This is a genomic window from Sulfurivermis sp. (assembly GCF_059410345.1).
Genome location: NZ_JBLJDO010000011.1, coordinates 90491 through 103226, shown reverse-complemented (window position 1 = coordinate 103226; position 12736 = coordinate 90491). Strand labels below are relative to the sequence as shown.

At 64.8% G+C, this 12736-nt stretch carries 10 protein-coding genes and 1 pseudogene; 3 read left to right on the top strand and 8 right to left on the bottom strand.

The window, feature by feature from the left end; genetic code table 11:
- From ACMV8A_RS10305 to ACMV8A_RS10290, 4 genes and pseudogenes are all read right to left on the bottom strand, one after another.
- Window positions 1–151 (bottom strand): annotated as a pseudogene (locus ACMV8A_RS10305) (thiosulfate oxidation carrier protein SoxY); the annotation flags it as partial.
- 68 nt (window positions 152–219) lie between these two features.
- Entirely contained in the window at window positions 220–1092 is an 873-nt protein-coding gene (gene soxA, locus ACMV8A_RS10300; RefSeq protein WP_495325694.1) for a sulfur oxidation c-type cytochrome SoxA, read from the bottom strand.
- 37 nt (window positions 1093–1129) lie between these two features.
- On the bottom strand, window positions 1130–1672 hold the full coding sequence (gene soxX, locus ACMV8A_RS10295; RefSeq protein WP_495325693.1) for a sulfur oxidation c-type cytochrome SoxX: 543 nt from the start codon (window positions 1670–1672) through the stop codon (window positions 1130–1132).
- A gap of 224 nt (window positions 1673–1896) precedes the next feature.
- Complete coding sequence (locus ACMV8A_RS10290) at window positions 1897–3270, bottom strand: sigma-54-dependent transcriptional regulator (RefSeq protein ID WP_495325692.1); 1374 nt, start codon at window positions 3268–3270, stop codon at window positions 1897–1899.
- 74 nt (window positions 3271–3344) lie between these two features.
- On the opposite strand from ACMV8A_RS10290, the gene ACMV8A_RS10285 reads away from it, so the two are divergent.
- Window positions 3345–4253, top strand: a complete 909-nt coding sequence (locus tag ACMV8A_RS10285) for a substrate-binding domain-containing protein (protein ID WP_495325691.1) — start codon at window positions 3345–3347, stop codon at window positions 4251–4253.
- On the opposite strand, the gene ACMV8A_RS10280 is transcribed toward ACMV8A_RS10285, so the two are convergent.
- Together ACMV8A_RS10280 and prlC are read right to left on the bottom strand one after the other, a co-directional pair.
- Window positions 4232–5896 (bottom strand): sensor histidine kinase, encoded by a 1665-nt coding sequence (locus tag ACMV8A_RS10280; RefSeq protein WP_495325690.1) that lies wholly within the window; start codon window positions 5894–5896, stop codon window positions 4232–4234. The two genes, ACMV8A_RS10285 and ACMV8A_RS10280, sit on opposite strands and share 22 nt — an antisense overlap.
- A 32-nt stretch (window positions 5897–5928) precedes the next feature.
- A complete protein-coding gene (prlC, locus tag ACMV8A_RS10275) occupies window positions 5929–7950 on the bottom strand; it encodes an oligopeptidase A (protein ID WP_495325689.1) in 2022 nt (673 codons plus the stop codon).
- A 127-nt stretch (window positions 7951–8077) separates the two neighbouring features.
- Between prlC and ACMV8A_RS10270 the strand changes: the two genes are divergently transcribed.
- Complete coding sequence (locus ACMV8A_RS10270; RefSeq protein ID WP_495325688.1) at window positions 8078–9079, top strand: serine/threonine protein kinase; 1002 nt, start codon at window positions 8078–8080, stop codon at window positions 9077–9079.
- Here ACMV8A_RS10270 and ACMV8A_RS10265 read toward each other — a convergent pair.
- Window positions 9066–10841, bottom strand: a complete 1776-nt coding sequence (locus ACMV8A_RS10265) for a methyl-accepting chemotaxis protein (protein ID WP_495325687.1) — start codon at window positions 10839–10841, stop codon at window positions 9066–9068. The two genes, ACMV8A_RS10270 and ACMV8A_RS10265, sit on opposite strands and share 14 nt — an antisense overlap.
- 389 nt (window positions 10842–11230) lie before the next feature.
- Here ACMV8A_RS10265 and ACMV8A_RS10260 point away from each other — a divergent pair, with 389 nt between their 5' ends.
- Entirely contained in the window at window positions 11231–11557 is a 327-nt protein-coding gene (locus ACMV8A_RS10260; protein ID WP_495325686.1) for a PilZ domain-containing protein, read from the top strand.
- Here the strand turns inward: ACMV8A_RS10260 and ACMV8A_RS10255 are convergent.
- Window positions 11554–12708, bottom strand: a complete 1155-nt coding sequence (locus ACMV8A_RS10255) for a GGDEF domain-containing protein (protein ID WP_495325685.1) — start codon at window positions 12706–12708, stop codon at window positions 11554–11556. The genes ACMV8A_RS10260 and ACMV8A_RS10255 overlap by 4 nt on opposite strands.
- Window positions 12709–12736 lie beyond the last annotated feature (28 nt).

The window sequence follows — 12736 nt, the reverse complement described above, 5'->3', positions numbered from 1 at the left end:
CGGAGGCGATGTCCTTGGCCTCGAAGGCGTCCTTGGGCCAGGCAGCCAGCACCTGACGGGGAGAAAGCAGGCCGGCGCTGACGGCAACGGCAACGGCGCTGCCGGCCAGGGTGCCCTTGAGAAAGATCCGGCGTTGACGGAAAGCGTTCATAAATCGTTCACCTCAGTATCTGTGATGGGGGCAAGGGGGGCGGCGCAGTGCCGCCCCACGCTGCGGTATTAGTCGCGGGTGGACGGGGAGACCACCGGATAGCCGTTGGACAGTCCGTTCAGGAACACCTCGATATCCACGTATTCCTTGCTGCCGATCTTCAGCGGCTGCACGCCGGCGTTGCGGTTGCATTCGGTGAAGCGCACGTGCAGGGCCTGCAGTTCATCCTTGGTGCGCCAGGTGGGCCAGTGGGCCGCGTCGCCGAAGTGGGAGGTCGGTGTCTGACCGCGCAGGTTCATGCCCACGATCTGGGTGTGGCAGGTGGCACAGGAGAAGTTGGTCCAGCCGCCGCGGGTGTGGAACAGCTTCATGCCCTTGTCGAAGGACTCCTTCAGCGGACCTTTGCTCACGTCCACCTTCAGCGGCATGCCGGCACTGAAGCTGGCAATGTACACCGATACCGCGCTGTTGTCGTAGCTGCCGTGGAGCAGGGTCATGCCCTCCTTGGCGGCGCAGTGTTCGATCATCATCTCCAGGTTTACCACCTGCTTTTGCTCGCTGTTGTACTGCGGGTAGTGGTTGGCGCGCAGGCCGCGCAGGTCGTTGTTCTTGGCGCCGATGCATTTGGCGAAGCGACCCTTGGCGTTGAGCTGCTTGTACACCGTCTCGCCGCGATCCAGCGCGATATGGCCGCCGTGCAGCGAGTCGTTGTACGGCTCGTCCTTGAACTTCCAGTTCAGCTTCCACTGATTGTCGCCGGACATCTGCGACTCATCCAGCCGCTCCGGATCGCGCCAGTGGCGATAGGTGTTGGTGGTGTCGGCGGCGACGTTCGCCTCGTAGAACGGCATCGGTGTGTACTCGCGGTACGGTGCCGGATTGGCCAGGGTTGCCGTGGACGTCAGCAGCAGCGTCAGGGCGGTGGTTTTGGCAAAGCGCATAGTGTTCTCTCCTCGGAATTCTTCGGTCTGCGGCCGCTTACTGCAGAGACATCAGGTAGGCCACCACGTCGGCGATCTCCTGCTGACTCAGCACCTGGTTGGTGCCATAGGGCGGCATGGCGGTGTTCGCATTGTTGATGCGCGGATCGAATACCTGCTGATAGGTCCAGACGGTGTCGCGGCCGTGCTGGGAGTAGCGCAACAGCGGGGGGCCGGCGGTGCCGCCCTGGGCGTCGCCGGGCAGCAGATGGCAGGCGTGGCAGTTGCCTTTCTGGGTGGTGGTGGCAATCTCTTTGCCGCGCGCCGGATCGCCGTTCAGTGGTTGCGGCGCCTGTACCGGCTCGGGACGGCGGGTGGGCAAGGTCTCTTCGTAGCTCAGGCTGGGCCAGCGTGACAGGTCTTGGCGGTGGCCTTCATATTTCAGTTCGCCGCTGTTGGGGACGGGTTTGGGCCAAATGGTTTTGTTGGGATTCGCGGCGTCATAGAGCAGATTGGACGGCAGCGTTCTGTCGGCGGCGATGGCGCCGGTGCCCGCAACGAGCAGCGCGATCGCACCCACCGTGGTTATTTTCTTGAACATTGTTCTCTCCTGCTGTGTGGATTCTGGTCAACGGCGCGCGTACACGCCTGACCGCTACAGAGCAAGGGACGGGCCAGCCGCCGGCGGGAGGAACGGACTGATGCCCAATGGGTTGAATGGGCGAAGATTTTTTTTGGGAATGGGTGTCGCTGCGGCAAGCGCATGACAGACCACGGCTGGGGCAATACGCCCCAGTGGGGGAAAAAGGGGTGGGGCAAAATGCCCTATTGGTACTGGTTGAGCTTACGCAGCAGGGTCTTGTAGTCGATGTCCAGGGTGCGCGCCGCCTCGGCCTTGTTGCCGCCGGTCTGCTGCACCACCTGGAGGATGTGGCGGCGCTCCGCCTCGGCCAGGGTCAATGCGCCGTCCGGCATGGGCGTGGTGGCAGCGGTCGGGATGGCGGCCAGCCCCAGCACGGCGGGGGGCAGCAGTGCCACCTCCAGGGCCTGGACGCCTTCCGGGCAGAGGATCACTGCCTGCTCGATGACATTTTCCAGCTCGCGCACGTTGCCGGGCCAGCCGTAGCGTTGCAGGGCGGTGACGAAGTCCGGCGCCAGGCGCCGTACCGGGCGGCCGTGGGCGCGGGCGTAGTGTTCGAGGAAATGGCCGGCGAGCAGTGGGATGTCCTCGCGCCGCTCGCGCAGGGGGGCCAACCGCACCTGGAGCACGTTGAGGCGGTGGTAGAGATCGCGGCGGAAGGCGCCGGATTCCAGCAGTACCTCCAGCGGCTGGTTGCTGGCCGAGATCAGCCGGAAGTCCACCGTCACCTCGCGGTCGGCGCCCACTGGCCGCACGCGCCGCTCCTGCAGGGCGCGCAGCAGCTTGGCCTGCAGCGCCGCCGGCAGGGCATTGACCTCGTCCAGGAACAGCACGCCGCCGTCGGCCTCCTGGAGCAGGCCCTGGCGCTCGTGGGTAGCGCCGCTGAAGGCGCCCCGGGTGTGGCCGAACAGTTCCGATTCGGCCAGTTCCATGGGAATGGAGGCCACGTTCACCGCCACGAACGGTCCCTTGCCGGCGTGGATGGCGCGTGCCACCAGCTCCTTGCCCGTGCCGGTCTCGCCTTCGATGAGCACACTGGCCGAGGTGCCGCGCACGCGGCAGATCCAGGCGCGCAGTTCCGCCATGGCAGGACTGTTGCCCTTGAGCGCTGTGGTGTAGGGGTCCTGCGCCTGAGCCTGACGGCACATGGCTGCCAGGCGTCCGCGCAGTTCCAGTTCGCGCCGCACCTTGGCCAGCAGCAGCTCCACCGAGTCGGGGCTGAAGGGTTTGGGCAGGAAGTCGAAGGCGCCCACCCGCACCGCCTCCACGGCATTTTCCAGGGTGGCGTAGGCGCTCACCACCACCACCGGCAGGTCGGGGGCCAGGGCCTTGACCTGGCGGATCACCTCGAAACCGTCGATGGTGCCCATCATCAGGTCGGTCACCACCAGGTCCGGCAGGCCGCCGGACAGGGACTGTTCCAGCTGGCGCGCATCGAGCTGGATCGCGACGCGGTAGTTGCCGAGGGACTCGATGACACGTTTGAGGGTGTGGGCGACGTCGGGCTCGTCCTCGATGAGGAGGACCGACAGGGTGGGGTCGTCAGTTGTTGCGGGCATGGAGGCGTGCAGTGTGCAAGGTCGTGGATTGAGCGTTATTCTGTGCGCATGGTTGTCAAGGAGCAATCCACTGTATGAAGCGCCGTAACTTCCTCTTCGCCCTGGCCGGCCTGCCCTTGCTGTCGCGCGCCGCGCCGCCGGCACTGAATCCGTGGGCGGAAAGCTATTGCATCAGCCCCATCCGCCGAGCCGCCGTCATGGCGCCGACACCGGGCGGGTTGCGCTATCAGGGCACCCATATCCTCACCTATGGCGCCCTGCGCGAACTGTCCGCCAGCTACAACCGTCTCGGCCGCGGGCCGGTGGATGTCACCGGTGGTGGCTGCGATGACGGCATCACCGGCGTGCTGCGCGGCGAAGCCGAGCTGGGCGGGATGTGTTGCCCGGTGGAGGGATCGCGCGCTGCCCATCTGCCGTCGCTGCTGGTGGCCCGTGACATCAAGGTGGTGGTCGCCCACCCGTCGGTGGCGTTGCCGGACATTTCCATGGGGGCGTTGCGCCAGGTGGCGCGCGGCGGGATCCGCCGCTGGTCTGAACTGGGCGATGCGGATCGGGCCATCGTCCTGGTGGTGCGCAATCACTGCCCCGACTACATGGAGCCGGTGCGTGATCTGCTGTTGGACAACCGTCCCGACTGGTCGTCCCATGCCTTGTTCATCGAAACCGATCAGCAGCTGGTGGAGACGGTGGCACGCTACCCGGGGGCGGTGGGCGTGGTCAGCCGCGCCCTGGCGCTGCCCTATCTCAAGAGCGGCCAGCTGCGCGCGGTGACCGTGAATGGTGTCGCCCCCGAACGGGAGGCGGCGGAAAGCGGTGCCTATCCTCTGATGGGGCCGCTCAATATCGTCTTCCGGGAGTGGGATGAGGCGCGCATGCGCGGCTTCTTCGATTTTCTCTACAGTCCGCTTGGCGCCGCCATCATCGGCCAGGCCCTGGTACCGGTAAGCGCGCGTGAGGCCGGTTACGGCGCCGTTGCCGTCTGAGGCAGCTCCACCCGGATGATGCCACCGGGACCGTCGCCCACGCTCACTCGGCCGCCGTGGGCATGGAACACCGCGCGGCAACTGGCCAGACCGAGACCGCTGCCGCCGCGCTTGCTGGTGTAGAACGGTTCGAACAGGTGCTCCCGCGCCTCCGGCGAGAAGCCCGCTCCCTCGTCCCGGATCTCGATCTCGCCATAGCCATGCACCGGCCGCACGGTGATGTGCAGCCGGCCCTGCGGCGCCGCCTCCTGGCCGTTGTTGAACAGATTGGCCAGGGCCTGTTCCAGGTGGTAGGGGTCGGCATCGACCCAGATATCATCCGGGGTGGACACGTGCGGGGAGAGCGCCTCGGGCCGGCCCACGCGCCAGCGTTCGACGCAGCCGCGCACCAGCGCGCCCAGTTCCAGGCGCTGCCGGCGTAGGCGGATGGGGCGGCCGTATTGCAGCAGCAGTTCCACCGTGGTGCGGCAGCGCCCGCAGTGATGCAGGATGCGCTGCACGTCCTCCGCCAGCGGGCTATCGGCGGGGACCTCGCGCAGCATCAGCCGCGCCATGTTGTCGATGACGGTGATGGGGTTGTTGATATCGTGAGCGACGCGCGCCGCCATGCGGCCGATGCCCGACAGCCGTTCCATTTCCTGCATGCGCTCCAGGTCGCCCAGCATGGCGTTGAAGGCCTGGACCAGTTGTGCCACCTCGTGGCTGCCCTGCACTGCCAGGCGGCGGCTGCCGAATTCGCCGCGGCCCACGGCGCCGGCGGCCTGGGCCAGGCTGCGCAACGGCCGCAGTTCGCGGTACAGCACGGCAAGCAGGGCCAGCAGCAGCAGTCCGCCCGCCACCAGCAGCGTCAGTACCAGCAGGGCCTGCACCTTGGACAGTGCCTGCCCCACCGTGTCCGGCAGCGCCACCGACAGCCAGGCGCTGGCGCCGGTCATGTTCAGCGGGACATAGACGCCGCTGTGTCTGCCGCTGGTTCGTTCGGCGACGATACTGACCTCGGCATCGCTGCCGAAGGCCGGTTCGAGCACGGCATTCAGCGGGCGTGCCAGTTGCAGCCAGGCCAGCAGCGCGGCATTGCGCAGCAGCGGTGCGACACTCACCGCCCATACGCGGCCTTCGTGCCAGACGAGATGAGTTTTCTTGGTGCCAGGCGCTGCCGGGTCGAACGGCTGCAGCGGTAGCTCGTTGCCGATGCCGGCGACGTCGCGCTCGTCGCGGTCGAACAATGTCAGCGACGGGACGTTGAAGGCCTGGGATAGGCGTTCCAGCGCCGCCAGGGGATGGCTGCGCTCGCCTTCCAGGTAGAGGTGGTAGTACACGGCATTGGCCAACTCGGCGTCATTGGCGAGCAGTTCCGCCACGCGCTCCAGCGCCACCTGTTCCTGTGCCACCAGCCGCTCGGCCTGCGTCGCCAGGCGCTGCTGACGCTCGGCATGTACGGTACGGAACTGTTCGCTGACCAGGTGGTCGATGCCGACGAACAGCGCGACGATGCTGGCGATCACCGCCACCGTCAGGATCAGAGCCACCCGCAGCAGTAGCGAGTCGCGCAGGTGGTCGCCCAGGAACGGCGGGCGGCGCGGCGGTGGCACGGTCGGGGCCGGCGGGGCAGACTCGGCCGCCGCCAGGTGTTGCTGGGACATGGTGCGGCTCCCTTAGGGCGATGAGGCGCAGTCTATCTGATACCGCTATGACGCAGCAGGGCATCGATCGATGGTTCTCTGCCGCGAAACTCGACGAATAACTCCATCGGCTCGCGCGCGCCGCCCTGTTCCAGGATCGCCTCCATGAAGGCGACGCCGGTGGCGCGGTTGAACACGCCTTCTTCCTCGAAGCGGGCGAAGGCGTCGCTGGAGAGAACCTCGGCCCACTTGTAGCTGTAGTAGCCGGCCGAGTAGCCGCCGGAGAAGATATGGGCGAAGCCGTGCTGAAAGCGGTTGTAGTGGGGCGGGCGCACCACCGCCACCTCGGCGCGCACCTCATCGAGGATCTGCTGGATGCGGCCGCCCTGTTGCGGGTCGTATTCCAGATACAGCCGGAAGTCGAACAGGGCGAACTCCAACTGCCGCACCATCTGCATGCCGGCCTGGAAGTTGCGCGCTGCCCATAGTTTGTCGAACAGGTCTTGCGGCAGCGGCGCGCCGGTCTCGTGATGGCGTGCGAACAGGTCCAGCGCCTCGCGCTGCCAGCACCAATTTTCCAGGAACTGGCTGGGCAGCTCCACCGCATCCCAGGGCACGCCGCTGATGCCGGCGACGCCGGCCACGCCGACCCGGGTGAGCATGTGGTGCAGGCCGTGGCCGAACTCGTGGAACAGGGTCTGCACCTCGTCGTGGCTGAGCAGGGCCGGCTTGCCATCCAGCGGCGGGGTGAAGTTGCAGGTGAGATAGGCCACCGGCGTCTGCCCGGTGCGGGCGCGGATACACTCGTCCATCCAGGCGCCGCCGCGCTTTTTCGGCCGCGCGTAGAGGTCGAGATAGAAGCGACCGCGCAGGCTACCTGCACTGTCGAAGATGTCGTAGAACTGCACATCATCATGCCAGGTCTGCACGCCGCCCACCGGGCGGATGTCCAGCCCGAACAGGCGCTGCACCACCTCGAACATGCCGGTCACCACCCGGTCGGCGGGGAACCAGGGCTTGAGGTCTTCCTGCGAGACGGCGTACTTGTGCTGGCGCAGTTTCTCCGCGTAGTAGTTGATGTCCCACACCTCGAGTTTTTTGAGGTCATGCTGGTCGCGGGCGAAAGCCGCGATCTCGTCCAGTTCGCCCTGCGCGAGCTGGAGGGAGCGCGCGGCGAGGTCGCGCAGGAAGCCAAGCACCTGCTGCGGCGACTCGGCCATCTTGGTGGCGAGAGAGTGCTCGGCGTGGCTGGGAAAGCCGAGCAACTGCGCCAGCTCGTGACGCAGGGCGAGGATCTGTTCCATCACCGGGCCGTTGTCCCAGCGCCCGGCCTGGGGGCCCTGATCGGAGGCGCGGGTGCTGTAGGCGGTATAGAGTTCTTCGCGCAGGGCGCGGTCGTCGGCATAGGTCATCACGGCGAAATAGCTGGGAAAGTCCAGGCCGATGCGCCAGCCCTCCTGGCCCTCGCGCTGCGCCGCCTGGCGCATCATGCCCTGGCTGCTGTCCGGGATGCCGGCTAGGCGCGCAGCGTCGGTGATGAGCACATGCCAGCCGTTGGTGGCGTCGAGCAGGTGTTCCTCGAAACGGGCGGTGGCCTGGCTCAACTCCTCGCTGGCGGCCTTGAAGCGTGCCTTCTGGTCCGGCGGCAGTGCCACGCCGGAGAGGCGGAAGTCGCGCAGCAGATTGTCCAGGTGCTTGCGCTGGGCGGTGGACAGGGTGGCGTATTCTGCACCGTCGCGAATCGATTGCAGGGCATGGTACAGCGTTTCGTTCTGCCCCAGTTCGGTGGCGTAGGCGCTCAGCTTGGGCAGGCAGGCGTTGTAGGCGGCGCGCAGCTCCTCGGAGTTCATCACTGCGTTGAGGTGGCTCACCGGCGACCAGGTGCGGCTCAGGCGGTCATCCAGTTCCTCCAACGGGGCGAGCAGGGTGTCCCAGGAGTGATTGGCGTGTTGCAGCAGGCGGGCGACGGCGGCGCGGTTGTCCGCCAGTACCGCGTCGATGGCTGGCTCCACATGTTCCGGGCGGATGGCGTGGAACGGCGGCAGGCCGTTCATTTCCAGCAGGGGATTGGGCATAGATACAAACTCCACTCAAATCAAAGAAAGCCCGCAAATGAACGCGAATGTACGCAAATAAATCGCACTAGATATTCGCGTGTATTTGCGTTCATTTGTGGTCTCCGATTTGTTGTACAGTGGGGGCATGTTAAACGAAATCCAGTCCCATCCTTACGATGCCCTCACCCCCGACGTGGTGCTCGACGCCGTCGAGCGCTGTGGTCTGCGCGCTGCCGGCGGCCTGCTGGCGCTGAACAGTTACGAAAACCGCGTCTACCAGGTGGCACTCGATGAGGGCGGCTATGTGGTGGCAAAGTTTTACCGTCCCGATCGTTGGAGTGACGCGGCGATCCGGGAGGAACACGCCTTTGCCCTGGAGCTGCTGGAGGCGGAGGTTCCGGTGGTGGTGCCGCTGGCCGACGCGGCGGGGGAGACGCTGCACGAGCACATGGGCTTCCGCTATGCGCTATTTCCGCGCCGCGGCGGCCGCTGGCCGGACCTTGATGTGCCGGACGTGTTGTGGCGGCTGGGCCGCTTTCTCGGCCGTTTGCATGCGGTGGGTGGGGCCCAGCCATTTATCGCACGGCCGCGATTGGATATCGCCAGCTTCGGCGTCGAGTCGCGCGAGTACCTGTTGCAAAGCGAGCTGCTGCCGCGTGAATATCAGTCGCGCTATGCCGATCTCAGCGCGGAACTGCTGGACACGGTGACGGCGGCCTTCGCCACACTGCCGTCCTTGCAATGGCAGCGTATCCATGGCGATTTTCACCCCGGCAACATCCTGTGGACCGACAACGGCGCTCACATCGTCGATCTGGATGATTGCCGCAGCGCTCCGGCGGTGCAGGATCTGTGGATGCTGCTGTCCGGTGAGCGCCACGAGCAGCTGATGCAGCTGGACGAACTCCTCGGCGGTTACGAGGAGTTCTTTGATTTCGACCGGCGCGAGCTGCGCCTGATCGAGCCGCTGCGCACCCTGCGCCTGATGCACTATGCCGCCTGGCTGGCGCGGCGCCGTGATGATCCAGCCTTCGTGCTGGCCTTCCCCTGGTTCGGCACGCCGCGCTATTGGGAGGAACACATCATGACGCTGCAGGAGCAGCGTCAGCGTCTGGACGAGGCACCGCTTTCCTTCAATTCAACTTGAACTGCCGCATCATCGCGTGCAGCTGCGCCGACAGCTGTGCCAGGCGCACACCGGCGGTACTGATCTCCTCGGCGTGGGAGGTGGTGGTGCCGGCGAGGTCGCGGATGGTGACCACGTTGTGATTCATCTCTTCGGCCACGGCACTCTGCTGTTCCGCCGCGGTGGCGATCTGGGTGTTCATGTCGCTGATGGCGGAAACGGCGCTGCCGATACTCTCCAGGGAGTGTTCGGTCTGGCGTGACTGCTCCACCGCCGAGGCGGCTTGCGTTTGTCCCTGCTGCATCACTGCCACCGCCTCGCCGATGCCGCTGCGCAGATTGTCAAGCATGGCACGGATTTCGCCGGTGGCCGTTTGGGTGCGCCCGGCCAGGGTACGCACCTCATCGGCCACCACCGCAAAGCCGCGGCCGCTTTCACCGGCCCGCGCGGCCTCGATGGCGGCGTTGAGTGCCAGCAGATTGGTCTGCTCGGCGATGCCACTGATGACCTCGGTGATGTTGCTGATCCGATCGCCGTCCTGTTGCAGGCGGTGGATGACCTGGGCACTGCGCTCCACCTCTTCGGCCAAGCGATGGATCGCCGCCCGCGCCGAGTTGACCACACGCCGGCCATCGCCGCTGGCCTGTTCCGCCTGCCGCGCCGATTGTGCCGCCTGGGCCGTGTTGCGCACGACCTCCTGGACAGTGGCGGCCATTTGATTCATGGCGGTGGCTACCTGTTCGGTTTCCGCTTGTTGCTGCTGCATGTGCTGCACGGTTGCGCGGCCGGTGACGGAAAACTGTTCGGCAGCCGATGACAGTTCGTTGGCGGACTCGAGGAACTGGCCGAAGCAGGTACGCAGGCGGGCCTGCAGCAGCTTCATGGCCTGTAGCATCTGGCCTACCTCGTCGTTATGAGTCACCTCGATACGGCGTGCCAGATTGCCGCTGGCCATTTCCTTGGCCAGGGTGACGACCTGGGACATGGGTTTGATGACGGTGTGATTGAGCAGCAGCCCGATGACGACCATCAGTACCAAGCCCGTCAGGCAGATGGCAACGATCAGGCGGGTACCGTTCTGATTGAGTGCCGTCAGCGCATCTGCCAACGGTATTCCTCCGGGCGTGGTATTCAGTGTGCTGATCTTTTTACCGAGGGCGTTGTCGCTGCTGATGCGGCTTTCCTGCCATAGCCGCTGCACCTCGCTGACCTGGGCCATGTGCTTAGCCAGAAGATGTTGCTGCTGTGTGGCGCTGTAGTTGCTCACCACGGCCACCAGCACGGCCAGGCTGGCCAGCATGACCAGGCTGGCCAGAATGCGCAGTTGCAGGCTGATGTCGAGTGCCTTGCGTCGTTTGGGAAGCTTTGCTTTGGGATCGCTGCGCAGCTTGGCATACAGCTGTTCTGCCGCCTCCACCTGATGACGTGCGGGGCGACTGCGTACCGACTGGTAACCCACCACTTGGTCACCCTCGTATACCGGCGTCACATAGGCATCCACCCAGTAATGATCCCCGTTCTTGCAGCGGTTTTTGACGATGCCGCGCCAGCTGTGGCCCTTCTTCATGGTGTCCCACAGATCCTGGAAGGCGATGGGCGGCATGTCCGGGTGGCGAACGATGTTGTGATTCTTGCCGATCAGCTCGTCTTCGCTGAAGCCGCTGATATCGACGAAGTCGCGGTTGGCGTAGGTGATGATGCCCTTGAGATCGGTGAGCGAGGTGATGGTGACATCGTCGCCATAGGTGCGTTCCCGCTGGGTGACGGGCGTGTTGATCTTCATGACTCCTCCTTGAAATTTTATTGTTCTTGGTCGCGCCGGGGCGTGCGGCGTGCAGGCATAGTGCTTTTGTATGCAAGGAACGCGGCAAACCGGCGTGTGGGATCGGATTGCCTTTTCCTTTTGCGGTTATAGTCCAGGAAAATGACTTATGGCAAAAGAAAGATGTTCTTATGCACGGAGGGGATGGATGAGGATCGAGGTTATGACAGGCAAGCGCCAATCCCGGTAATCAAAAAAAATGGAAGGCCGGAGCCTTCCATTTAAGGGGTGTAACAATGTCTGGGTAGAGTGAGTCTATTAATCTCGATTAAATTAGTCAAGAACTTTTTTGCCATGCGCCGAATAGCGCTAGAATCGCAACACTCCCCTGCTGTAGGCGCTGTCCCATCATGGAGCATCGTTTTTCATCCCGCCTCCCCATTATGTTGCAGGTGGCACTGTATGCGCGTGGTGCCCTGGTGGCGCGTGGCATCTGTCGTGATATAAGCCGTGATGGCATGTTCGTGCTGATCGATCCGGCATGCCTGGTCCGCAACGCGCTGGTGGAGGTGGAAATTCTGACGGCGGAGCACGCCGGCAGGTTGCGGCTGCCGGCAATGGTCGCCCATTGCGGCCATGAGGGGGTCGGTCTGGTATTCGACGAGGTGGCCGAGCCGGAGGCCTTGCAGATGTTGCGCGGCTACTTGCAGTCGCTGCGCAGAGAAGGTGGCGGTTAAGCCACCACCGCCAAATCGCGCCCGGCCTCCTTGGCGCGGTACAGCCCCTTGTCGACCCGTTGCAGGAGTGTATCGGTGTCTTCCTGCGGTTGCAGTGTTGCGACGCCGATGCTGACGGTAAAACCGATGCTCTGCTCATCCGGGCCGCGTACCCGAGCCTTGTGGCAGGCGGCACGGATACGGTTGGCCAGCTCCAGTGCCTGCTGTTCACCCTTGCCGGGCAGGATGGCAAGGAATTCCTCGCCGCCATAGCGGCCAATGAGATTGATGCCGGGCAGCTCGCGGATCATCAGGCGGGCAAATACCTGCAATACCAGATCCCCCGCCAGGTGGCCATAGGTATCGTTGATGCGCTTGAACATGTCCAGGTCGAGCAGCAGTACCGACAGGGGACGCTGTGTGTCACGGGCGCGTTCCACCTCCAGATCGAGCCACTTGGTGAGCACGGCGCGATTGACCAGGCCGGTGAGGGCATCGCGGGTAGCCTCGCGGTAGAGTTGCAGCAGCATGTGCAGCTGTGCCAGCTCGGCCCACATGGCGATGCCGGCCAACAGGCCGAGCAGCCAGATTTCACCGAAGGCGCGCACCGTGAACAGCGTCCCGAACAGCAGCTCGGTGCCGATCACCACCAGGCCGATGGCGATGGCATAGGCCAATCCTTCGATCAGGGTGAAGGGGAACAGGGCCAGCAGCGAGACGACCAGGTAGGGCAGGAAGCTGTAGCCCATCAGGACGCCGGTATCGGGCGCTTCGCCGCCGAGCACGAGACGCGAGCCGATATAAAACAAGCCGGGAATGCTGATAAACAGTGCTACCCGCAGCCGTGCCAGCGCTAGGCTGTGGGGTTGTGTGGTCCATAGCCCCAAGGCCAGGAACAGTCCGCTGAAAGACAAGCGCAGCAGCAGCATCTGCTGGAAGCTGGCGCCGGAGAGCAGTAGCAGGTCGATGGGGATCCACAGCGGCGCCAGCAGGGCGAAGACGAAGCTGAGCAGGCGCACGCGCAGGTAGATGTATTCGGCGCGGGAACCGTTGAAATCGCGCGAGTGGTTGTGCGACACCACCATGTCCTGCAGCGTGGTACGCAGCAGCCATTCGCGCAGCCCGGAGCGCGGCTCGTCCGCCATCAACTCCTGCTCATTGAACTCTTCCACCGAATTGTCCACTGTCCGTCTCGGTTAT

Bases quoted from the DNA above. Each gene is read 5' to 3' on its own strand.
- ACMV8A_RS10265 (WP_495325687.1), bottom strand. From the start codon at position 10,841: ATGAAGATCAACACGCCCGTCACCCAGCGGGAACGCACCTATGGCGAC.
- ACMV8A_RS10260 (WP_495325686.1), top strand. From the start codon at position 11,231: ATGGAGCATCGTTTTTCATCCCGCCTCCCCATTATGTTGCAGGTGGCA.
- ACMV8A_RS10270 (WP_495325688.1), top strand. From the start codon at position 8,078: ATGTTAAACGAAATCCAGTCCCATCCTTACGATGCCCTCACCCCCGAC.
- soxX (WP_495325693.1), bottom strand. From the start codon at position 1,672: ATGTTCAAGAAAATAACCACGGTGGGTGCGATCGCGCTGCTCGTTGCG.
- ACMV8A_RS10285 (WP_495325691.1), top strand. From the start codon at position 3,345: ATGAAGCGCCGTAACTTCCTCTTCGCCCTGGCCGGCCTGCCCTTGCTG.
- prlC (WP_495325689.1), bottom strand. From the start codon at position 7,950: ATGCCCAATCCCCTGCTGGAAATGAACGGCCTGCCGCCGTTCCACGCC.
- soxA (WP_495325694.1), bottom strand. From the start codon at position 1,092: ATGCGCTTTGCCAAAACCACCGCCCTGACGCTGCTGCTGACGTCCACG.
- ACMV8A_RS10290 (WP_495325692.1), bottom strand. From the start codon at position 3,270: ATGCCCGCAACAACTGACGACCCCACCCTGTCGGTCCTCCTCATCGAG.
- ACMV8A_RS10280 (WP_495325690.1), bottom strand. From the start codon at position 5,896: ATGTCCCAGCAACACCTGGCGGCGGCCGAGTCTGCCCCGCCGGCCCCG.